Here is a 22,023-nt window from a genome sequence, read left to right on the forward strand (position 1 = left end):
GTGACGGCGGTCGAGTGTGTTAACTGTGTCTCACAGCAAATGCGTGCTGTGCGCCGTTCTGTGCGCCCGGCACGCACCGCAACATGATCAGGAAGAGGTAATGACGGATATGACATCCGCATCCAAATTCGCCCGACGTACTCTCGTCGTGGCCGCCGGTGGTGCCGCCTTCGCGTTGGTGCTCACCGGTTGCGCCGGCAACTCGGGCAGCACCGCCTCCGCGGGCGATGCCATCATCGTCGGCACGACCGACAAGGTCACCACGCTCGACCCGGCCGGCTCGTATGACAACGGCTCCTTCGCCGTCATGAACCAGGTCTTCCCGTTCCTCATGAACACCCCCTACGGCAGCCCGGATGTCGAGCCCGACATCGCCGAGAGCGCCGAGTTCACGGGCCCCACGGAGTACACCGTGAAGCTCAAGGAGGGTCTGACCTTCGCGAACGGCAACGAGCTGACCTCCTCCGACGTCAAGTTCACCTTCGACCGCGACATCGCGATCGCCGACCCCAACGGCCCGTCGTCGCTGCTCTACAACCTCGACAGCGTCGATGCGCCCGACGACCTCACGGTGGTCTTCAACCTGAAGAACCCCGACGACCAGGTCTTCCCGCAGATCCTCTCGAGCCCGGCCGGCCCGATCGTCGACGAGGACGTGTTCTCGGCGACCGAGATCACGCCCGACGAGGACATCGTGAAGGGCGAGGCCTTCGCGGGTCAGTACACGATCACGAACTACGACTTCAACAACCTGATCTCCTACGTGCCCTTCGATGGCTACAAGGGTGTGCTTCCGGCCGCGGTCTCGCCGATCAACCAGAAGTTCTACGCCGACTCGTCGAACCTCAAGCTCGACGTGCAGGAGGGCAACATCGACGTGGCGTTCCGGAGCCTCTCGGCCACCGACGTCGACGACCTGTCGAAGAACGACAAGGTGAAGGTGTGGGACGGCCCGGGCGGCGAGATCCGCTACATCACGTTCAACTTCAACACCCAGCCGTTCGGCGCCACGACCGCTGACGCCGACCCGGCCAAGGCCACCGCGGTGCGCCAGGCCGTGGCCGACCTGATCGACCGCCAGGAGATCGCCGACCAGGTCTACAAGGGCACCTACACCCCGCTGTACTCCTTCGTTCCCGCCGGACTCACCGGCGCCACCGAGGTGCTGAAGGAGACCTACGGCGACGGCAACGGCGGCCCCTCGGTCGACAAGGCCAAGGCCACCCTCGCAGCGGCCGGCGTGACCGGTCCGATCGAGCTGAACCTGCAGTACAGCCCCGACCACTACGGTCCCTCCTCCGGCGACGAGTACGCGCTGATCAAAGACCAGCTCGAGTCGTCGGGCCTGTTCACGGTCAACCTGCAGTCGACCGAGTGGGTGCAGTACGCGAAAGACCGCACGGCCGACGTCTACCCGGCCTACCAGCTGGGCTGGTTCCCGGACTACTCCGACGCCGACAACTACCTGACGCCGTTCTTCCTCAAGGAGAACTTCCTCGGGAACCACTACGACAACCCCGAGGTGAACGACCTGATCCTGAAGCAGGCGTCGACGCCCGATCCGGCAGCGCGCCAGGCGATCATCGAGGACATCCAGGCCAAGGAAGCCGTCGACCTCTCGACGGTGCCCTACCTGCAGGGTGCCCAGGTGGCGGTCGCGGGAACGGATGTCGACGGGGTCACCCTCGACGCGTCGTTCAAGTTCCGCTACGCCCCGCTCACCAAGGGCTAGGCCCGAGCGCCAGAAATACCGCGGGCTAGAGTACTTGCTAGCCCACCGCACGGGGGCGGCCGGTCACACCGGCCGCCCCTGCTGCGCCCGGCATCGACTGATTGGCAATGATGACGACTAGTACGCTTCCGACCGACACTCCGTCGGTGGTCGCTCCGAAGCCGAAGAGCGCGGGAGGCGGTCTCGGCCGCTACCTCCTGGTGCGCTTCCTGCTCATCTTCCCGACCATCTTCATCCTGGTCACCCTGGTCTTCCTGCTGATGCGGAGCATCGGCGACCCGATCACCGCGGCGCAGGGCGGCAAGCTCCCCGCCGATCAGCTGCAGGCCCTCATCCATGCCGCGGGCTACGACCGGCCCGTGATCGTGCAGTACTTCGAATACCTCGGCCAGATCTTCACCGGCAACTTCGGCAACACCCTGAGCGACAACCGCCCGGTCACGGAGGTGCTCCTCACCTACGGCGCCGCCACGCTCGAGTTGGCCTTCTACGCCCTCATCGTGGCCTTCATCGTCGGCATCCCCCTCGGCATGCTCGCCGCCTACTTCCGCGACCGGTTCCCCGACGCGGTGCTGCGCATCTTCGCAATCCTCTGCTACGCCACTCCCGTGTTCTTCGCGGGCATGCTGCTCAAGCTCGTGTTCTCGGTCTACCTGCAGTGGCTGCCGGTGGCCGGGCGCGCGTCGACCCGTACCGAACTGGCGATGCAGAGCCTGCCGAACAAGACGGGCATCTACCTCGTCGACTCGATCGCGCTCGGCAGCCCCGCCGCGATCGGGGACGTGCTCTCGCACGCGGTGCTCCCCGGTATCGCCCTCGGCCTCCTCACGGCCGGTGTCTTCCTGCGCCTCGTGCGCACGAACGTCATCGGAACCCTCGGCACCGACTACGTGGATGCCGCCCGATCGCGCGGCGTGAGTGAAGGGCGGCTCGTGCGCAAGCACGCCTACAAGCCGGCCCTCATCCCGATCATCACCGTCATCGGCCTGCAGATCGCGATCCTGCTCGGCGGTGCGGTTCTGACCGAGACCACTTTCGAGTGGAAGGGTCTCGGCTTCCAGCTCGCGGCCTACCTCGCCGCCCGCGACTTCGTGGCCGTGCAGGGCATCGTCGCTCTGCTCGCCGTGATCGTGGCCCTCACGAACTTCGTCGTCGACGTCATAGCCGCCTTGATCGACCCGAGGGTGAGGTATTGACATGAGCACCACGACAGAAGCCGTCGCCACCCTCCCGCCGCGGAAGAGCGGGTTCTTCGGGCGCCTGCCCGTGCTGAAGCAGTTGCGCCAGAGCGTGGGCCTGCAGCGCGGGATGCTCATCACCGGCCTCGTGGTCACGGCGATCTTCGTGCTGGTCGCGATCTTCGCCCCGCTGATCGCCCCCTACGGCTTCGCCCAGCTGCGCGGGCCCGACGGCCCGTTCGGGGCCCAGCAGCCGCCGAGCCCGGAGCACATCATGGGCACCACGGTGGGCGGCTACGACGTCTACTCCCGAGTCATCTGGGGTGCCCAGACCGCGATCCTCGTCATCATCATCGCCGTGATCTTCTCGATCTTCATCGGCATCCTGCTCGGTCTCATCTCCGGTTACATCGGGGGCTGGCTCGACCGCGTGCTCGTGGTGATCGGCGACGCCATCTACGCGTTCCCGTCGCTGCTGCTCGCGATCGTGCTCTCGATCGTCATCTCGGGCGGCCAGTCGAGCCTGTGGGGCGGCATCTTCGCCGCAGCGCTCTCGATCACCGTGGTGTACATCCCGCAGTACTACCGGGTGATCCGCGCGGAGACGATCCGCATCAAGGCGGAGCCCTACGTGGAGTCGGCCAAGATGCTCGGGGCGTCGACACCGCGCATCATGTTCCGGCACGTGCTGCGCAACGCCACCCGCACGCTGCCGATCATCTTCACGCTGAACTCCTCCGAGGCCATCCTGACCCTCGCGGGCCTCGGCTTCCTGGGCTTCGGCATCGAGCCGACGGCGGCCGCCGAGTGGGGCTACGACCTCAACAAGGCGCTCTCCGACGTGACCAGCGGCATCTGGTGGACGGCGCTCTACCCGGGCCTCGCGATCGTGCTCGCCGTGCTGGGCATCACCCTGGTGGGCGAGAGCCTCAACGACCTGGCCGATCCGCGACTGCGCGGCCGCAAGCGCGTGAAGGCCAAGTCGGGAGCCATGTCGGCCACCTCGGTCGACGCTCCGCTCCCGTCGGATCTCGACATCCTCGACGAGAACGCGACTGCCCCGAGCTCGACGGATGGACTGGAGAACAGCAAATGAGCCGCGTCGTCGACATCAAAGACCTCTCCATCTCCTTCGCCACGGATGCCGGAGCCGTCAAGGCCGTCGACGGCGTGAGCCTCTCGGTCAACCGCGGAGAGGTGCTCGCCATCGTGGGGGAGTCGGGCAGCGGCAAGACCGTGACCGCCAAGACGATCCTCGGGCTCCTGCCCGAGACAGCGACCACCGGCGGCGCGGTGCTGCTCTCGAACCGCGCCGGCACCTCGGTCTCCGACGTCGTGTCGCTCTCGAAGAAGCAGCTGCGCGCCGTGCGTGGAGCCGACGTCTCCATGGTGTTCCAGGAGCCCTCGACCGCGCTCAACCCGGTGTACACCGTGGGCTGGCAGATCGCCGAGGGGCTGCGCGCCCACGGCAAGCTGTCGCGAGCCGAAGCGAAGCGCGAAGCGATCGAGATCCTGCGGAAGGTCGGCATCCCGGAGCCCGAGGTGCGGGTCAACTACTACCCGCACCAGTTCTCGGGCGGCCAGAAGCAGCGCGTGGTCATCGCCTCGGCGCTGGTGCTGAACCCGGGCCTGATCGTGGCCGACGAGCCGACGACGGCGCTCGACGTGACGGTGCAGGCCGAGATCCTGGAGCTGCTGCGCCGGCTGCGTGACGAGTTCGACACGGCGATCGTGCTGATCACCCACAACATGGGTGTGGTCGCCGACCTCGCCGACCGGGTGGCCGTGATGTACCAGGGCAAGGTCGTGGAGGAGGCGGATGCGAAGACGCTGTTCGCGCATCCGCAGAACGACTACACGAAACGGCTGCTCGATTCCGTGCCCCGCATCGGGCAGGGCCGGGCGCGCACCGAGGAGCGGCAGCGGGTGCGGGCCGAGCGCGCATCCGGTGGCGTCGTCGACGTGCCCGTGGTGGAGGCGACGAATCTCACGATCGAGTACGCGGCCCGGTTCGGCCGCAAGGGCTTCCGCGCCGTCGACGACGTGTCGTTCCGCATCGGCCCCGGCGAAGTGCTGGGACTCGTGGGAGAGAGCGGATCGGGCAAGACCACGATCGGCCGCGCCATCGGGGGCCTGACCCGCATCACGAGTGGTTCGCTGAAGGTGCTCGGGTTCGAGATGCTCGATTTCGCCGAACGCCGCTTCAAGCCGCTGCGCGCCGACATCGGCTTCGTGTTCCAAGACCCGGCCGCGAGCTTCAATCCGCTGCTGACGATCGCCGACGCGGTGGCCGAGCCGCTCGTCATCCACGGGCGCGCGAAGAACCCCGCGCAGGCGCGGAAGAGGGTCGACGAGTTGCTCGAGGCGGTGCAGTTGCCGAAGAGCTACGGCGATCGGTTCCCGCACGAGCTGAGCGGCGGGCAGCGTCAGCGGGCGAGCCTCGCACGCGGTCTCGCGCTCGAGCCGAAGCTGCTGATCGCCGACGAGCCGACCTCGGCGCTCGACGTCTCGGTGCAGGCGCGTGTGCTCGAACTCTTCGCCGAGCTGCAGCTCGAGTTCGGCTTCGCCGCCCTGTTCATCAGCCACGACCTCGCCGTGGTCGATCTCTTGGCCGACCGGATCGCGGTGCTCTACCACGGCCGCCTCGTGGAGGAGGGCACAGGCGCCGAGGTCCTCGGCGACCCGCGCGACCCGTACACCCGCCGGCTGCTGGCGTCATTGCCGGTGCCCGACCCGGTCGAACAGGCCGCGCGCCGTACGGTTCTGGCGCGGATTCAGGCCGAAGCCGGTGCGAACCCAGCGTGATGAGCTAAAATCGGTCGAATCGTGGCCAAGCACTCCCTGATCGAAGCGCGCACGCAGACCTCCACCCGGGTTCGTGGCGGCGCTCGGCGAACCACGAACCCCGGCCGACTCTCCTTACAGGTGCTCGGCCTGGCCGCTGTCACCGGCTGCCTCTTCGTGACCGTGGTGGCGCCGAACGTGGGGTCGACCGCCACGGCGTCGTCGTCGTTCGCGGGCGAGTTCTCCGACTCTGAAGCTTCGGCGCAGACCCTCGCGGTCACCGGTGCGGTGGCGACGGGCGTCTTCCGCGACTCCTACGGCGTCACCGAAGCGCCCCCGCCCCCGCCGCCCGTGATCGAGAAGGCCTCCGCCGGGTCGACCGCCGACACCGGTTGCCCCGATCCGAACCTCGCGGTCGCCGATCCGGCCGGCGCCCAGGTGATCGCCGCCGCCCTCGCCGCCGAACGCGGCTGGACCGGCGCACAATTCGACGCGTTGATCGCGCTGTGGAGCCGGGAATCCGGATGGCGCGTGAACGCGCTCAACAGTTCGAGCTGCGCCTACGGCATCCCCCAGGCGCTGCCGGGGTCGAAGATGGCCAGCGCCGGCGCCGACTGGGCCACGAACCCGGCGACCCAGATCACCTGGGGGCTCAACTACATCCAGGGCAAGTACGGGGATCCGGCCACAGCACTTGCGCATTCCGACGCGAACCACTGGTATTGATACCGATGTCTTCCACCCGCGTCTCCGCCAACCCCGTCATCCGTACGGGGATTCAGGTGATGGCGTTCGGCGTCGCCGCCGCCTTCGTGCTGCTGTTCGCGGTCGATCCGCACTCGGTCGGCGCGAATGCCTCGCAGAGCTTCGCCCCGACGGTCGTCGCCGCGGCGGGCGGCGAGCAATCGCTCGACGTGGCGGCCGGAACGGTCCCGTCGGTGACGCGCGACGGCTATACGGTGAAAGACCCTCCCGCGCCCGAGCCGGTGGTCGTGCCTGTCGCGGTGAAGGCGGCACCGTCGACCGACAGCTCCGCTCCAGCGGCGGGGGGATGCGAAGCCAACTCGGTGCCGACCCCCGGACCCCCGGAGTCGGGCAGTCTGCAGGACATCGCCTACCAGGCCGTCATGGGCTACGGCTGGGGCGAGCAGAACTACTACTACCTGTTGGCGCTGTGGAACCGGGAATCGGGCTGGAACCCGACCGCCTCGAACCCCTCAGGTGCCTACGGAATCCCACAGGCCCTCCCGGGGTCGAAGATGGGCCCGGGCTGGGAGTCCGACCCGAACGTGCAGATCAACTGGGGTCTGCAGTACATCGCGGGGACCTACGGCACCCCGTGCGAGGCCTGGGCCTCGTCGGAGAACCGCGGCTGGTACTAGGGCATGTCCTAGGCCCGGTCGAAGAAGCGGCGTGACGCATCCGTCCGCCGTCCGGAGGACACCGTGAGCGTTCAGTAGGCTGATCGCATGAGGCCCGAGCTCGTCGCAGTGATCTGTCTGATCATCATCGTCGGGGTCTCCGTGCTCTCGCCGAAACTGCGGCTCGCGACACCGATCGTGCTCGTCGTCATCGGCATCCTCATCTCGCTCATTCCTGGCATCCCCCCGGTGCACGTGCCGTCGGAGATCATCCTCGCCGGCGTGCTGCCGCCGTTGCTCTACTCCTCGGCCATCAACCTGCCCCTTGTCGACTTCCGCAAGAACTTCGGCGCCATCTCGATGCTCTCGGTGCTGCTCGTGATCGTCAGCGCCATCGTCACCGGGTTCCTGCTGTTCGCGATCCTGCCCGATCTCAACCTCGCCGCGGCGATCGCGCTCGGCGCCGTGATCAGCCCGACGGATGCGGTGGCCGCGACCTCGATCGGCAAGAAGCTGGGTCTGCCACCGCGGCTGATCGCCGTGCTCGAGGGCGAGAGCCTCGTGAACGACGCCTCCGCCCTGGTGCTCTTGCGCACCGCCATCGCGGCCACCGCCGGCACGCTGGCCTTCGCCGGGGTAGGCGGGGTGGCCATCGACTTCGCGTACTCCTCGGTGGTCGCGATCGGCGTGGGACTGGCCGTGGGCTTCCTCACGGTGTTCCTGCGGTCGAAGCTGCGCGACTCGGTGCTCACCACTGCGGTGTCGTTCGTCATCCCGTTCATCGCCTACATCCCCGCCGAAGCGATCGGCGCATCCGGAGTGCTCGCCGTGGTGGTGGCGGGGCTCTACACAGGCCACATGGGGGCGAAGTACTTCTCGGCCTCGACCCGCATCAGCGAACGGCTGAACTGGCGCACCATCCAGTTCTTGCTGGAGAACGGTGTGTTCCTCCTGATGGGGCTGGAGCTGAAGGACATCTTCCTCGCGGCCATCGCGCAGAGCGACGAGAACAACAACCTCAACGCCGTCGGAGCCGTGGTGCTCGGCATCGGGGCCGCCTTCGTGCTGCTCGTCATCCGGTTCGCCTTCGTGGCGCCGTTGCTCTCGGTGCAGAGAATGCGCGCGCGCCGACGCGACCCCGGCGGCGCCGAGGCGGCCGAGGCGACCGGCTGGAAGGGCGGCGTCGTGCTCTCCTGGGCCGGGATGCGCGGGGTCGTCACGGTCGCGGCCGCCCAGTCGCTGCCGGAGTCGACGCCCTACCGCAACCAGCTCGTGCTGATCGCCTTCACGGTCTCGATCGTCACGCTCATCCTGCAGGGCGGCACCCTGCCCTGGATCATCCGCGTCACGAAGCTCAGAGGCGTCGACGAAGCAGCGGATCACGCCGAGTTCGCGACCCTCGTCGACGAGCTGCGTGCCGCCGGTCTGCAGGTGCTGGAGAGCCCGGAGGTCAGCCTCCCGAACGGCGAGATCGTCGACGAGAGCGTGGTCGACCGGGTGCGCAGCGACGCGGATCTGCGGAGCGAATCGGCCTGGGAGCGGGCGCACTCCGAGAACGAGGCCGTCGGCACGCCGCACCGCCAGTACCGCGTGCTGCGGCTCGAGGTGCTGAAGGCGGAACGCACGGCGTTGCTCGAGGCCCGGGGGCGGGGGGAGTACGCCTCGCGCATCCTGGTGCGGGCCCAGCTGATGCTCGACCAGGAGGAGTCGCGGCTGCAGCAGACCGACGGCTCCGACATGCACTGACTCCGGCGCTCGTAGACTGGAGGCATGCCTCGCAACAACCGTCCGCGCCGCCGCGCGGGAGACGGCGACGAGGAATCCGACCTGACACACCTGATGGCCGGGTGGAAACGCGTGGAGCGCCGCCGCGACGGCGCCTGGAACGTGCAGCCGGTCTCGGGTGCCTCCGCGGTGAAGGAGTACCTCTGCCCCGGCTGCGGTCTCGTGGTGGCTCCCGGAGTCGCCCACCTCGTCACCTGGCGCGCCGACGGCGTGCTCGGCGATGCGAGCGACCTGGCCGCGCGCCGGCACTGGCACAGCCACTGCTGGAGGATCGGAGCCTGATCGTGAGGGGAACGACGCGATGACCGAGATCGAGATCCGCAGCGGCACCGAGCTGCCCGCTCGCCGCGAGGAGATTGAGCTGCACACCGACGACGGCCTCACGCTCGTCGGCGAACTCGCTCTGCCGCTGTCCGGCAGCCCGGTCGCCACCCTGGTGACGCTGCACCCGCTTCCCACGCACGGCGGGTTCATGGACTCGCACATCCTGCGGAAGGCGGCGGCCCGCCTGCCCGCCCTCGCCGATCTCGCGGTGCTGCGGTTCAACCTGCGCGGAGTCAGCTCGCCCCGCGGCACGAGCGATGGCTCCTTCGACGGAGGGGAGAGCGAGCGCTTCGACGTCAAGGCCGCGATGGACTTCGTGGCCGAGCGCGCGCTGCCGCATCCGTGGCTCGTGGGCTGGTCGTTCGGCACCGAGCTGGTGCTGCGCTACGGGGCGCAGTATCCGATCGACGGCGCCATCCTGCTCTCCCCGCCGCTGCACCGGGCGAGCGAGGCGGATGTCGCCGCCTGGGAGGGCAAAGGAAAGCGCCTGGTGGCCATCGTTCCCGAATTCGACGACTACCTGCGACCCGCGGAGGCTCGCGAGAGATTCGCGTCGGTGCCGAGCATCGAGCTGGTGGCGGTGGAGGGCGGAAAGCACCTCTGGGTGGGCGAGCAGCAGACCCGGCGCGTGCTCGACGAGATCGTGGCCCGCGTCAACGCCGCCGCGTATCCGTTGCCGACGACCTACCGCGAATAGGCGCGATCACCGTTCGTTCTGGATCGGGATGACGACCTGCTTGATGATGAGCAGGAACGACGCCGCGATCGGGATGGCGATGAGCGCTCCCAGCACGCCGAGCAGGGTTCCGCCGGCCAGCGCCGCGATCACCACGATCGAGCCGGGCACCGAGACGGCCCGGTTCATGATCTTGGGGCTCAGCAGGTAGGCCTCGACCTGCATGTAGACGATGTAGTAGATGGCGGCCACGAGCGCGGTGAGCGGCGATCCGAGACCCGGGATGAGGCAGACCAGCACGATGATCACCGAACCCGAGAGCGTGCCGACCAGGGGGATGAGCGAGAGCATGCCGGCCAGGAAGGCCAGCACGGCCGAGAACGGGGCGTTGATGATGGAGAGGAAGATGAAGCTCAGCACACCGTTGATGAGCGCCAGGCTGATCTGCCCCACGACGTAGCGGCCGACCGCGCCGGTGACCTGCTCGCTCAGGTCGGCGAAGCGCTCCCGCTTCGAGGCGGGAACCAGGCGGTAGACGGCCCGCTTCATGCCGTTCAGCGATGCTGTGAAGTAGAGCGTCAGGATCAGCACGATGATGGCGCCGAACACGCCGCTGGCGATGCCGATGCCCACCTCCAAGGCGCCGCCGGCCAGAGCCGTGACGTTGCCGGCGTCTTTGAAGTAGTCGACGACGGCGTTGTAGACCTCGTTGACGTCGATGAAACCACCGAGCTGATCGGTGACCGCGTCGCGCCAGTTCTGGTCGAGCACCTGGTTGATGAGGTTGGGCACGAGGGTGATCAACTGGGAGGTCTGCTCGACGATGATGGGCACCACGGCGAAGACCAGGCCTGTGAAGACGCCCAGAACCGCCACGAGGACGGTGAGGATCGCGAGCCAGCGCGGCCAGTGCTTCCGTTCGAGCCAGGAGATGATCGGATCCAGGCCCAGGGCGATGAAGATCGCGACGCCGATATAGGTGAGGATGGTGGCCAGGGAGGCCACGGCGCCAAGGATCAGAAGGCCGACGCCCACCCCGAGAGTGGCGACGAGACCGAGGGTGAACGCGTTCTGGATCTTCACTGACTTGCTCCCTCGAAGGCGTCGTCCGGGTGGGCGTTGCTCAATACTACGGGCCCGTGAAGGTCACGATCCGGTATCTCCTCGCACCATAATCGTGTCGCGGTGAACGCCCCCTGAACGTTCACTGTGGGAGACTGTCGGCGGCATCGGCTATCTTTTAATGTCTTTGTCAGGAGTCTTCGTGCGCTTTATCTTCGCCATCTTCGCCTTCATCATCGCCACCGCGCTGATCGGCGTCGGTGTCGCGCAACGAACCGTGTTCCTTCCGCCGAGCACGGTCGCCTCCTCCGTCACCCTCGACGGCGACGAGGCCTACGCCTTGATCGACTCCTCAGCCCTCACCGCGCACACCGGCAAACAGACGATCGTGCTCACCGGCAGCGACACCGTCTTCGCCGCCTACGGGCGCACGGCCGACGTCGAAGCCTGGCTCGACGGCTCCGAGTACGCCTCGATCGGCTACGACGCCGACAGCGGTGAGCTGACCTCCACCACCGTGCCGGCGAATCCGGATGCGGCCGACAACGTGGCCAGCGGATCGGCCAACCCGGCGAACAGCGACCTCTGGCTGGAGCAGTTCACGGCCGACGACGCGATGTACCGCACCCTGGCCCTACCGGCCGGCTACTCGATGATCGTCGCGTCCGACGGCACGCAGCCCGCTCCGACGCAGATCCGGCTGTCCTGGCCGATCCCGAACGCCACACCCTGGGTCGGTCCGCTGATCGTGGCCGGGGTCGCGTTCCTGCTCGCCGGCCTCGTGCTGCTCGTGCTGGGCCTCCTGCACATGCGCCGCTCACAGCGGCCGCGCCGCAAGCCGCCCGCACTCCCGAAGGGCAAGCGCTTCTCCTCGTCACGCACGAACGCCATCGAATCCGGCGTCAAGCGGGGTCGTCGTTCGATCGCCCCGGCCATCGCGGTTCCGGTCGTCCTCGTCTCGCTGCTGGCGCTCAGCGGCTGCTCCGCCGACTACTGGCCCCAGGCGGCTGCTCCGGCGACGGATGCGGCGACCGCCCCGGCCACACCCGACGCGTCGTCCGACGGCGCCGCCGCGACTCCCGACCCGGATGCGCCGGTCGCGGTCGACGACGCCGACAACGCCCCGACACCCGCCGTCACCGAGACGCAGCTCGAAGGCATCGTCGCGAACATCTCCTCGGTGACTGCCGAGGCCGACGCGGCGAGCAACAAAGACCAACTGGCCGGCCGGTTCACCGGACCCGCGCTCGAACTGCGCTCGGCCACCTACGCGATCCGCGCCGGCTACCCGGAGTACCCCGCGCCGCAGGCGATCCCGGCGGGGCCGCTGCAGGTCGTGCTGCCGCAGGCCACCGACTCGTGGCCGAAGTCGGTGTTCACCATCGTTCAGGGCGACGACACGTCGGTTCCGCCCGTGGCGCTGATGCTGGTGCAGGAGACGCCCCGTTCGAACTACAAGGTGTACTACGAGATCACCCTCGAGCCCGACACGAGTCTTCCGCCCGTGGCTGCCGCGAGCGTCGGCACCACGCGGCTGCCGCTCGACACGAAGCTCCTCACGATGACGCCCGATCAGCTGAAGACCGCCTACGCCGACATCCTGTCGGTGGGCGACGCGAGTCAGTACATCGACCAGATCGACGCGACCGGCGACACGCTGCGCACCCAGGTGGGCGTCGACTACAAGAACGCCAAGAAGGCCGGGATCGGCTCGTCGGCGACGATCGACTTCGCTCAGGTGGCCGGTACCGGGCAGAGCATCGCCCTGGCCACGAGCGACTCGGGCGCCTTGGTGGCTGTCGACCTCCGCGAGTCGGAGACGGCGAAGCCCGTCGAATCCGGCGCCACGGTGAGCGCGGAGGGCGCCGTGAAGGCTCTCTCGGGCATCACCGAGACGGCCAAGGGCGTCGAGGCGACCTACGGCTACCAGTTGCTGTTCTACATCCCTCCCTTTGGAGACCCCGGTAAGGCAGAGCTCCTCGGCTTCTCGCAGGGGCTCGTGCAAGCGAAGGAGTTGCCGTGAGCATGCCCCCGCCCCCTGCAGGCAATCTGCGCGGAGCCGTCGACCTGTCGTCGCTCGTGAACCGTCCGGCCCCCGGAGCTCCGGGGGCCGCGGGCGGCCCGGCTGCGCCCGGCGCATCCGCAGCGCCGGCGGGCGTCGTTCCGGCGCTCGTGCTCGAGGGCAACGACGCGAACTTCACCCAGTTCATCGAGCTCTCGAACTCGGTTCCCGTCATCGTCGACCTGAAGGCCGAGTGGGCGGAGCAGAGCAAGGAGCTGACCGCCGTGCTCACCAGCGTGGTCACGAGCTATGCCGGGCGCCTGGTGCTCGTGGGCGTCGACGTCGAGGCCAACCCGCAGCTGGCCCAGGCCTTCCAGGCGCAGTCGGTGCCCACCGTCGCCGCGCTCGTCGGCGGTCGCCCGGTGTCGCTGTTCCAGGGCAACTACCCCGAGCAGGAAGTGCGTGCGGTCGTCGAGCAGGTGCTGCAGCTCGCCGCCCAGAACGGCGTCACCGGCACTGTCACGGTGGAGGGTGCCGATGCGGAAGCGACATCCGCTGAACCTGTCGAGGAGCCGCTGCCTCCGCACCACGCGGAAGCCTATGAAGCGATCTCGCAGGGCGATTACGCCACCGCGATCACCGAGTACCAGACCGCGATCGCCCAGAACCCGCGCGATGCGCTCGCGGTCGCCGGCCTCGCCCAGGTGAAGCTCTTGCAGCGCCTGCAGGACAAGTCGCTCGACGAGATCCGCACCGCGGCATCCGAGAACCCCGACGACCTCGACGCCCAGCTCCTCGTCGCCGACCTCGACCTCTCCGGCGGTCACATCGACGACGCCTTCGACCGCCTGCTCAGTCTCTTCCCGAAGCAGGACCAGGCCGGGAAAGACCTCATCCGCACGCGGATTCTGGAGTTGTTCGAGGTCGTGGGCGTGGAGGACGCCCGGGTTGCGGCGGCGCGGCGCAGGCTCGCCGGGCTGTTGTACTAGGCGCAGTACTTCGTGGGGCGAGGAACGAAGGTTCCGCCCCGCCACCCTTCGGGCTCGCCCGGCCTTCGGCTGGGCGGGCCCTTGTTGCTCGCGCCGCCGCTTCTGCGGCGCGAGGCGGCATGTTCGCGTGCGGTCGCTGACGCGGCCGCGCGCTCACCCTGGGTCGTCCGGGAGCGGCCTGTTGCCTGCGATGCCGTTCCGTTCCTCTTGGGGTCCGAACGCGCAGCGGAGGGGTGGCGGGTTTCGTGCTCCCGCCGCCTTTGAGCTCCGCTCAACCCCTAGGCGGGAGTGCGAAACCCGCCACCCCTCCGCGTCCTACCCCTTGCGAGGCTTGAGGTAGAGAGCGGCCAGAGGGGGCAACGTCAACTCCACCGATGCCGGACGGCCCGACCAGGGCACGTACTCCGCCTCGACCGAGCCGTAGTTGCCGACGCCCGATCCGCCGTACTCGACCGCGTCGGTGTTGATCAGCTCGTCCCAGCGGCCACCGAACGGCAGGCCAACGCGGTAGGGCCCCACCGGCTGGCCCGAGAAGTTCATCAGGATCGCGATCGGGTTCCCCTCCGAGTCCCAGCGCAGGAACGACACGAGGTTCTGCGACGACGACCCGCCGTCGATCCATTCGAATCCGGCCGGCTCGTTGTCGAGAGCCCACAGGGCCGGGTTCTCGCGGTACACGGTGTTGAGGCGCGACACGAGCCCCAGCAGCTGTTGGTGCACCGGCTGGTCGAGGATCCACCAGTCGAGTCCCCGCTCCTCGCTCCACTCGGAGGGCTGCCCGAACTCCTGGCCCATGAACAACAGCTGCTTGCCCGGATGCGCCCACATGAACCCGAGGTAAGCGCGCAGGTTGGCGAGTTTCTGCCAGTGGTCGCCCGGCATCTTCTGCAGCAGCGAGCCCTTGCCGTGCACGACCTCGTCGTGCGAGATCGGCAGCATGAAGTTCTCGCTGAAGGCGTAGAGGAACGAGAAGGTGATCTCGCCGTGGTGGTACTGCCGGTACATCGGGTCTTTCTCGATGTAGTCGAGGGAGTCGTGCATCCACCCCATGTTCCACTTCATGCCGAAGCCGAGTCCGCCCCGGTCGGTGGCGTGCGTGACGCCGGGCCACGAGGTCGACTCCTCGGCGATCATCACGATGCCGGGGTTCGTCTTGTAGGCGGTGGCCGTGACTTCCTGGAGCAGGCTGATGGCCTCGAGGTTCTCGCGGCCGCCGTACTGGTTGGGCAGCCACTCGCCGTCTTTGCGCGAATAGTCGAGGTAGAGCATGCTCGCCACCGCGTCGACCCGGAGCCCGTCGATGTGGAATTCCTCGAGCCAGTAGAGGGCGTTGGCCACCAGGAAGTTGCGCACCTGGCGGTTGCCGAAATCGAACACGAGCGTTCCCCAGTCGGGCTGCTCGCCGCGGCGGGGGTCGGGATGCTCGTACAACGCCTCGCCGTCGAAGCGCGCCAGCGCCCACTCGTCTTTCGGGAAGTGCGCGGGCACCCAGTCGACGAGCACACCGATTCCGGCCTGATGCAGGCGATCGATCAGATACCGCAGGTCGTCGGGGTGGCCGAAGCGCGCGGTGGGCGCGTAGTACGAGGTGACCTGGTAGCCCCAGGAGCCGCCGAAGGGATGCTCGGCGAGCGGCAGGAACTCGACGTGCGTGAACCCGAGGTGCTGCAGGTAGGGGATCAGCTCATCGGCGAGCGAGCGGTAGTCGAGTCCCTTCTTCCACGAGCCGAGGTGCATCTCGTAGACGCTCATCGGGCTGGTGTGGGGGTTCGTGGCGGCACGGTGGCGCATCCACTCGTCGTCGTGCCACTCGTAGGAACTCGTGCCGATCACCGAGGCGGTGAGCGGCGGAACCTCGGTGTAGCGCGCCATCGGGTCGGCCCGGCGCACCCACTGGTCGTATTGGGTGAGGATCTCGAACTTGTAGTTGCCGCCGGTGGTGAGCCCCGGGATGAACAGCTCCCACACGCCCGTGCCGCCGAGGCTGCGCATGGCGTGGCGCACGCCGTCCCAGCCGTTGAAGTCGCCGATGACGCGCACGGCCTTGGCGTGCGGGGCCCAGACGGCGAAGGCGGTGCCGGCCGAGGGCGAATCGATGCCCTGCTTCTCCTCGACCCGTGAGCCGAGCACCTCCCAGAGCTTCTCGTGCCGGCCTTCTCCGATGAGGTGCAGGTCGAGGTCTCCGAGGGTGGGGGAGAAGCGATAGGGGTCGTCGGCGGTCCAGACGCTGCCGTCGTCGTAGCGCGCCTCGATCAGGTAGTCGTTGAGGCCCGTGATGGTGATGCCCTGCCAGATGCCGCCGTAGAGGTGCGTCAGCTGCGTGCGCGCCCCGTTCTCCAACACGGCGCTCACCTCGCTGGCGAGCGGGCGGAGAGTGCGGATGACCGTGACCGGGTCGGAGACGCCGGCCGCGTTCACGAGGTGCTGCCCGAGCACCTCGTGCGGGTTGTAGTACGACCCGGTGGCGACCCGCTGCAGGATCTCTTCGGGGATCGCGGGCAATGCCAGCGCGGTCGTGCCGTCGGGTGAGGCCATCAGGATGCGCCGCCTTCGTCGTGCGGGCCGGAGCCCGGGGTGAGGTGCAGGATGTGCGCGGGCTGCGTGAACGCATCCAGCCGCACGTAGTTGTCGGCCGACCACTCCCAGACGTTTCCGGAGAGCAGGTCGGTGACCTCGAAGCTCGCCCCGGCGGGGAGGCCGAGGAGCTCGAGGTCGAGGTGCACGGTGGTCTCCCGCACCGAATGCGGATCGACGTTGACCACGACGATCACGGTGTCCGAGATGCCGTCGGGAGTGAACTCCCCGTCGAGGTGCTTGGAGTAGACCACGATCGAATCGTCGTCGCTGCCGTGGAAGCGGAGGTTGCGCAGCTGGCCGAGCGCCGGGTGGGCGCGGCGGATCTCGTTGAGGCGCGTGATGTCGCTCGCGATCGACCGCCCTGCCGCTTCGGCGGCTGCGAAGTCGCGCGCCTTGTACTCGTACTTCTCGTTGTCGATGTTCTCCTCGGCGCCCGGCCTCGCCACGTTCTCGATCAGCTCGTAGCCCGAGTAGACCCCCCAGGTGGGCGCTCCGGTGGCGGCGAGCACGGCACGGATCCTGTAGGCCGGCATCCCGCCGAACTGCAGGTACTCCGTCAGGATGTCGGGCGTGTTCACGAAGAGATTGGGGCGGAAGAAGGCATCCGTCTCCTGCGAGATGCTCGTGAAGAACTCCTCGATCTCCGGCTTCGTGTTGCGCCAGGTGAAGTAGGTGTACGACTGCTGGAAGCCCACCTTCGCGAGCCCCTGCATCGGCGCCGGCCGGGTGAAGGCCTCCGCGAGGAAGACGACCTCCGGATGCGCGGTGGTGACCTCGTGGATCACCCACTCCCAGAAGTCGAGCGGCTTCGTGTGCGGGTTGTCGACCCGGAAGATCTTCACGCCGAGCGCGATCCAGTACTCCAGGATGCGGAGCGCCTCGGCGCGGATGCCGGACGGGTCGTTGTCGAAGTTGATCGGGTAGATGTCCTGATACTTCTTCGGCGGGTTCTCGGCGTAGGCGATCGACCCGTCGGGCAGGGTCGTGAACCACTCGGGGTGCGCTTTCACCCAAGGGTGATCAGGGGAGGCCTGCAGGGCGAAGTCGAGGGCGAGCTCGAGGCCTGCCTTCGTCGCCGCTTTGAGGAAATAGGTGAAGTCGGCGACCGTGCCGAGGTCGGGATGGATCGCGTCGTGCCCGCCGGCCGCGCCGCCGATGGCCCAGGGCGAGCCGGGATCGCCGGGCCGCGGGTCGAGGGTGTTGTTGCGGCCCTTGCGGTAGGCCTCACCGATCGGATGGATGGGCGGCAGGTAGAGCACGTCGAACCCCATGGCCGCGACATCCGGAAGCCGCTTGGCCGCGCTCCGGAACGTGCCGCTCTTCCAGCTGCCGTCGGTGGCCTGCTTGGCGCCGACCGAACGGGGGAAGAACTCGTACCAGGCGCCGGAGCCGGCGCGCGTGCGCTCGACACGGAGGCGCATCCAGTCGGAATGGGTCACCAGGCTCTGCGCCGGGTGGCGGCGGAGCGCCTCCGTCACCTCGGGGCCGTAGGCGAGGCCCAGACGTTCGGCGGCGGGGCCCGCCGTCTCGCTGAGCTGGGCGGCGACGCGCGCGAAGAGATCGCGGTCGGCCGCGGGCCGCCCGACCTCGCCGGCCAGGCGGGTGAAGAGCCGGGCGCCGAGAGCGAACATCAGCTCGACGTCGATGCCGGCCGCGATCTTGATGGTGGCGTTGTGCTCCCAGGTGGCGTAGTCATCGGAATAGCCACGGATGCGGAAGCGCCAGTCGCCCTCGCTGGTCACCTGTGCGAGACCGCGCCACTCGTCGTCCCAGCTGTGCGTGCGGGTGAGCGGGCGGTCGATCAGGGTGCCGTCGGGGGCCTCGAGCTCGAGGTGCGCACCGACCGCGTCGTGACCCTCGCGGAACACCAGCGCGCCGAACGGCATGACCTCGCCGACATAGCCTTTGGCCGGCCACCGGCCGCCTTCGACCTGGGGGAAGACGTCGAGGATCGGGATGCGCCCGACCGCAGGTTCGAAGGGCGCTGCCGCCGTGGTGTCACGCGCGGGCTGCACGGGCGCCGCTGCCTTGTCGTTTCGAGTTGCTGCCACAGTCCGACCCTACCGACAAAGGGCACCGGCGCAACGGTCGGGCGTGCGGGGACTGCGCGGCATATCCGCGACGTTCACGCCCTGGTAACGCGTCTGCCCTAGGCTAGCGGGGGCCGCCGCCTTGCCCATCGGCGGCGATCGTTCGACCGGCGCTGCAGCGCCGATGAAGGAGATTCTCGCGTGAAGGCGATCCGCAGGTTCACCGTCCGATCCGTGCTGCCGGAGTCGCTCTCGGCGCTGGGTGAGCTCGCCGCGAACCTGCGCTGGGCGTGGCACGAGCCCACCCGGCAGATCTTCGCTCACATCTCGCCCGAGGACTGGCACACCACACAGGGCGATCCGGTGGCGCTGCTGGGCGCCGTGCGACCGGAACGGCTCGAGCAGCTCGCTGCCGATCCGGGGTTCGTGGCCTGGGCCAACAGCCTGCGCGACGACTTGAACGCGTACCTCAGGGAGCCGCGCTGGTACCAGGGTCTGGAGGGCCCTCGGCCCGCGTCGATCGGGTACTTCTCGCCGGAGTTCGGCATCGCCGCAGCGCTCCCGCAGTATTCCGGCGGGCTCGGCATCCTGGCCGGCGACCACCTGAAGGCGGCCTCCGACCTCGGCGTGCCGATCATCGGCGTCGGCCTGTTCTACCGTTCCGGCTACTTCACCCAGGCGATCTCGCGCGACGGCTGGCAGGAGGAGAGCTACCCCGTGCTCGACCCCGACGGCCTGCCGCTCTCGGTGCTGCGGCTGGCCGACGGCACCCCCGCGCAGATCGTGCTCGCCCTGCCCGGCGACCGGGCGCTCTACGCCCGCATCTGGCAGGCCCAGGTGGGTCGCGTGCGGCTCCTGATGCTCGACACCGACATCCCCGACAACGACGACGACCTGCGCAGCGTCACCGACCGGCTCTACGGCGGTGGGGGAGAGCATCGCCTGCTGCAGGAACTCCTGCTCGGCATCGGCGGCGTGCGGGCCCTCGAAGTGGTCTCCGAGCTCACCGATTCACCGATGCCCGAGGTGTACCACACCAATGAGGGGCACGCCGGGTTCCTCGGTCTCGAGCGCATCTCGAACCTGATCGGCGGCGGGCTGTCGTTCGACGAGGCGCTGCAGGTCGTGCGCGCGGGCACCGTGTTCACCACGCACACGCCGGTTCCAGCCGGCATCGACCGCTTCGAGCGGTCGCTGATGGAACGGTACTTCTCCACCGACATGCTGCCCGGGCTCGACGTCGGCTCCGTGCTGGCACTCGGCGCCGAGGACTACGACGGCGGCTCGCCCGACGTCTTCAACATGGCCGTGATGGGCCTGCGCCTCGGACAGCGCGCGAACGGCGTCTCCCAGCTGCACGGTGCGGTCAGCCGCGGCATGTTCGCCGGGCTCTGGCCGGGATTCGACCGCGCCGACGTGCCGATCACCTCGGTGACGAACGGGGTGCATGCACCCACCTGGACCGACCCCCTCCTGCAGGAACTCGCCCGCACCAAGCTGGGCACGGGCGACACGACTGCGGCCGACTGGGCGTCGGACGCGGTGACGGATGCCGAGCTGTGGGCCGTGCGCGGCGACATGCGCCGGCAGCTGGTGCAGGACGCCCGACGCCGGGTCACCGAGGCCTGGCGCGACCAGAACCCCGATTCCATCCCTCCGGCGTGGTTCCAGAGCCTGCTCGACCCCTCGGTGCTGACGATCGGATTCGCGCGGCGGGTGCCGACCTACAAGCGACTCACGCTGATGCTGCACGATCCCGAGCGGCTGAAGTCGATCCTGCTGAATCCGCAGCGGCCGATCCAGCTCGTGGTGGCCGGCAAGTCGCATCCGGCCGACGAGGAGGGCAAGCGGCTCATCCAGAAGTTCGTGCAGTTCGCCTCCGACCCCGAGGTGCGGCACCGCATCGTCTTCCTCCCCAACTACGACATCGGCATGGCGCAGGTGCTCTACCCGGGCACCGACGTGTGGCTCAACAACCCGCTGCGGCCCCTCGAGGCGTGCGGAACCTCCGGCATGAAGGCGGCGCTGAACGGCGGGCTGAACCTGTCGATCCTCGACGGCTGGTGGAACGAGTACTTCGACGGCGAGAACGGCTGGGCCATCCCGACGGCCGACTCGGCGGGTGACGCCGAGGAGCGTGACTCCCTCGAGGCCGAGGCCCTCTACGACCTCATGGAGAACCAGGTCGCTCCGCGCTTCTACGACCGCGACGCCGACGGGATTCCCGAACACTGGATGCAGTCGATCCGTCACACGCTCTCGACCCTGTCGCCCGAGCTCAGCGCCGAGCGCATGGTGCGCGAGTACGTGCAGCGGCTCTACATCCCCGCGGCCGCGGCCGAGCGGGTCATGACGGCCGACGACCACGAGGCTGCTCGTGAGCTGTCGGAGTGGAAGGAGCGGGTGCGAGCGGCGTGGCCCGGTGTCTCGGTGGTGCACGTGGAGTCGGGCGGACTCGACGACACGCCCCAGGTGGGCGACGTGCTGCACGTGCGGGCGCACATCCAGCTCGGTGGGCTCACTCCGCCGGACGTCGCGGTGGAAGTGGTCTACGGGCACGCGGTGCACGGCGACGACCTCACGGATGCGGCCACGGTGGAGTTGTCGACGCCGCACCTCGGCGACGCGCATCCCGCCGCCGACGGTTCGCCGCTGGTCTACTCGGGCACGGTCGAACTGGCGCGCGCGGGGTCGTTCGGGTACACCGTGCGGGTGGTGCCGAAGCACGCGAACCTGGCCTCGCCGGCCGAGCTGGGGCTCATCGCGGTGGCGCACTAGAAATTGCGCAAATAGCGACAACCGACGCGTATAGGGCGTCGGTTGTCGCTATTTGCGCACAATCTCGTCAGGTGACGCGGGGCGGGGTACTCGCCGGGAGGGGCGGGTGGCCCTTCCGGATGAGTTCGAGCTTCTCGGGGAAGACCGCGCCGAGCAGCTCGCGCACCGCGGGGTCGGTGGCGTAGTCGTCGAAGAGACGCATGCCGAGCACGACGTTCGCGAGCATGCCGCCGGCGAGGAACTCGGATGCCTCCTCCGCGCTCATGCCGGCCTCCTCACGCAGCAGGCGGTACACGTCCATGAAGCCGCAACGCGCCTGCACGCCGATGACGGGGTCGGCGCCGAGCACGAAGGCGTGCATGAGGTTGAGCAGGATGCTGCGATCGGCCGTGAGAGTGAAGTAGGCGTTGCCGAGGCGACGAGCCACCGGCACCTCTGGGTCGCCCGCGATTGCTTCCCGGAACGCGCTCATGATGCGCTCGAGCGCGCGATGCAGCACCTCGAGGAAGAGCTGTTCCTTGGTACCGAACATGCGCACCACGTAGGGCTGGCTGACGCCCGCCGCCCGCGCCACCATGTCGGTCGTCGCGCCGGCGTACCCGGCGTTGCCGAACACGGTCGATGCCGCGTCGAGCACCAGCACGCGGCGCTCGTCGGCGGCCATCCGGGACTTCTTCTCGATCACGCTTGACATGGTATCAGTTGATTACTTATGGTTGCGTTGTAATCATCCGATTACCTAATT

General features: G+C 68.5%; 16 protein-coding genes. 12 read left to right on the top strand and 4 right to left on the bottom strand.

Annotation, left to right across the window (positions count from 1 at the left end):
• Positions 1 to 109 precede the first annotated feature (109 nt).
• The 9 genes from BLW00_RS14190 (at position 110) to BLW00_RS14230 (ending at position 9,861) form a co-directional block, all read left to right on the top strand.
• Positions 110 to 1,732, top strand: a complete 1,623-nt coding sequence (locus BLW00_RS14190) for an ABC transporter substrate-binding protein (protein WP_092555264.1) — start codon at positions 110 to 112, stop codon at positions 1,730 to 1,732.
• A 110-nt stretch (positions 1,733 to 1,842) separates the two neighbouring features.
• Positions 1,843 to 2,928, top strand: a complete 1,086-nt coding sequence (locus tag BLW00_RS14195) for an ABC transporter permease (RefSeq protein WP_092556118.1) — start codon at positions 1,843 to 1,845, stop codon at positions 2,926 to 2,928.
• 1 nt (position 2,929) lies between these two features.
• Positions 2,930 to 4,006, top strand: coding sequence for an ABC transporter permease (locus BLW00_RS14200; protein WP_092555266.1), 1,077 nt, complete (start codon positions 2,930 to 2,932; stop codon positions 4,004 to 4,006).
• Positions 4,003 to 5,715 (top strand): dipeptide ABC transporter ATP-binding protein, encoded by a 1,713-nt coding sequence (locus tag BLW00_RS14205; RefSeq protein ID WP_092555268.1) that lies wholly within the window; start codon positions 4,003 to 4,005, stop codon positions 5,713 to 5,715. The genes BLW00_RS14200 and BLW00_RS14205 overlap by 4 nt, the downstream gene beginning before the upstream one ends.
• 21 nt (positions 5,716 to 5,736) lie before the next feature.
• The gene (locus BLW00_RS24320; protein ID WP_322788342.1) at positions 5,737 to 6,420 is read left to right on the top strand and encodes an aggregation-promoting factor C-terminal-like domain-containing protein; all 684 of its coding nucleotides are present in this window, start codon (positions 5,737 to 5,739) and stop codon (positions 6,418 to 6,420) included.
• 5 nt (positions 6,421 to 6,425) lie between these two features.
• Entirely contained in the window at positions 6,426 to 7,076 is a 651-nt protein-coding gene (locus tag BLW00_RS14215) for an aggregation-promoting factor C-terminal-like domain-containing protein (protein WP_217634385.1), read from the top strand.
• Between the two features lie 87 nt (positions 7,077 to 7,163).
• Positions 7,164 to 8,801, top strand: a complete 1,638-nt coding sequence (locus BLW00_RS14220) for a Na+/H+ antiporter (protein WP_092555270.1) — start codon at positions 7,164 to 7,166, stop codon at positions 8,799 to 8,801.
• A gap of 24 nt (positions 8,802 to 8,825) precedes the next feature.
• The gene (locus BLW00_RS14225) at positions 8,826 to 9,122 is read left to right on the top strand and encodes a hypothetical protein (protein ID WP_092555272.1); all 297 of its coding nucleotides are present in this window, start codon (positions 8,826 to 8,828) and stop codon (positions 9,120 to 9,122) included.
• Positions 9,123 to 9,141: 19 nt separating this feature from the next.
• Entirely contained in the window at positions 9,142 to 9,861 is a 720-nt protein-coding gene (locus tag BLW00_RS14230; RefSeq protein ID WP_092555273.1) for an alpha/beta hydrolase, read from the top strand.
• Between the two features lie 6 nt (positions 9,862 to 9,867).
• On the opposite strand, the gene BLW00_RS14235 is transcribed toward BLW00_RS14230, so the two are convergent.
• Positions 9,868 to 10,923, bottom strand: coding sequence for an AI-2E family transporter (locus BLW00_RS14235; protein WP_092555275.1), 1,056 nt, complete (start codon positions 10,921 to 10,923; stop codon positions 9,868 to 9,870).
• Positions 10,924 to 11,104: 181 nt separating this feature from the next.
• Between BLW00_RS14235 and BLW00_RS14240 the strand changes: the two genes are divergently transcribed.
• Both BLW00_RS14240 and BLW00_RS14245 read left to right on the top strand, forming a co-directional pair.
• Positions 11,105 to 12,925, top strand: coding sequence for a hypothetical protein (locus BLW00_RS14240; protein WP_092555277.1), 1,821 nt, complete (start codon positions 11,105 to 11,107; stop codon positions 12,923 to 12,925).
• Positions 12,922 to 13,893 carry a tetratricopeptide repeat protein gene (locus BLW00_RS14245; protein WP_092555279.1) on the top strand — a complete coding sequence of 324 codons (972 nt, stop codon included), beginning with the start codon at positions 12,922 to 12,924 and terminating at the stop codon, positions 13,891 to 13,893. The genes BLW00_RS14240 and BLW00_RS14245 overlap by 4 nt, the downstream gene beginning before the upstream one ends.
• A 315-nt stretch (positions 13,894 to 14,208) precedes the next feature.
• On the opposite strand, the gene glgB is transcribed toward BLW00_RS14245, so the two are convergent.
• Both glgB and BLW00_RS14255 read right to left on the bottom strand, forming a co-directional pair.
• The gene (glgB, locus tag BLW00_RS14250) at positions 14,209 to 16,428 is read right to left on the bottom strand and encodes a 1,4-alpha-glucan branching protein GlgB (RefSeq protein ID WP_175494287.1); all 2,220 of its coding nucleotides are present in this window, start codon (positions 16,426 to 16,428) and stop codon (positions 14,209 to 14,211) included.
• The gene (locus BLW00_RS14255) at positions 16,428 to 18,521 is read right to left on the bottom strand and encodes a maltotransferase domain-containing protein (RefSeq protein ID WP_407650972.1); all 2,094 of its coding nucleotides are present in this window, start codon (positions 18,519 to 18,521) and stop codon (positions 16,428 to 16,430) included. Before BLW00_RS14255 ends, glgB begins: the two co-directional genes overlap by 1 nt.
• A gap of 180 nt (positions 18,522 to 18,701) precedes the next feature.
• Here BLW00_RS14255 and glgP point away from each other — a divergent pair, with 180 nt between their 5' ends.
• Positions 18,702 to 21,278: an alpha-glucan family phosphorylase gene (glgP, locus tag BLW00_RS14260; protein WP_092555283.1), complete on the top strand. Its 2,577-nt coding sequence runs from the start codon at positions 18,702 to 18,704 to the stop codon at positions 21,276 to 21,278.
• 67 nt (positions 21,279 to 21,345) lie between these two features.
• Here the strand turns inward: glgP and BLW00_RS14265 are convergent, their stop codons facing one another.
• Positions 21,346 to 21,972: a TetR/AcrR family transcriptional regulator gene (locus tag BLW00_RS14265; RefSeq protein WP_092555285.1), complete on the bottom strand. Its 627-nt coding sequence runs from the start codon at positions 21,970 to 21,972 to the stop codon at positions 21,346 to 21,348.
• Between the last annotated feature and the right edge of the window lie 51 nt (positions 21,973 to 22,023).

The sequence above is a fragment of the Herbiconiux ginsengi genome, from assembly GCF_900107435.1.
Lineage (GTDB): Bacteria > Actinomycetota > Actinomycetes > Actinomycetales > Microbacteriaceae > Herbiconiux > Herbiconiux ginsengi.

What these genes read in the sequence shown, in the direction of transcription:
- BLW00_RS14190 (WP_092555264.1), top strand. Translation starts at nt 110, where the DNA reads ATGACATCCGCATCCAAATTCGCCCGACGTACTCTCGTCGTGGCCGCC.
- BLW00_RS14195 (WP_092556118.1), top strand. Translation starts at nt 1,843, where the DNA reads ATGACGACTAGTACGCTTCCGACCGACACTCCGTCGGTGGTCGCTCCG.
- BLW00_RS14200 (WP_092555266.1), top strand. Translation starts at nt 2,930, where the DNA reads ATGAGCACCACGACAGAAGCCGTCGCCACCCTCCCGCCGCGGAAGAGC.
- BLW00_RS14205 (WP_092555268.1), top strand. Translation starts at nt 4,003, where the DNA reads ATGAGCCGCGTCGTCGACATCAAAGACCTCTCCATCTCCTTCGCCACG.
- BLW00_RS14215 (WP_217634385.1), top strand. Translation starts at nt 6,426, where the DNA reads ATGTCTTCCACCCGCGTCTCCGCCAACCCCGTCATCCGTACGGGGATT.
- BLW00_RS14220 (WP_092555270.1), top strand. Translation starts at nt 7,164, where the DNA reads ATGAGGCCCGAGCTCGTCGCAGTGATCTGTCTGATCATCATCGTCGGG.
- BLW00_RS14225 (WP_092555272.1), top strand. Translation starts at nt 8,826, where the DNA reads ATGCCTCGCAACAACCGTCCGCGCCGCCGCGCGGGAGACGGCGACGAG.
- BLW00_RS14230 (WP_092555273.1), top strand. Translation starts at nt 9,142, where the DNA reads ATGACCGAGATCGAGATCCGCAGCGGCACCGAGCTGCCCGCTCGCCGC.
- glgB (WP_175494287.1), bottom strand. Translation starts at nt 16,428, where the DNA reads ATGGCCTCACCCGACGGCACGACCGCGCTGGCATTGCCCGCGATCCCC.
- BLW00_RS14265 (WP_092555285.1), bottom strand. Translation starts at nt 21,972, where the DNA reads ATGTCAAGCGTGATCGAGAAGAAGTCCCGGATGGCCGCCGACGAGCGC.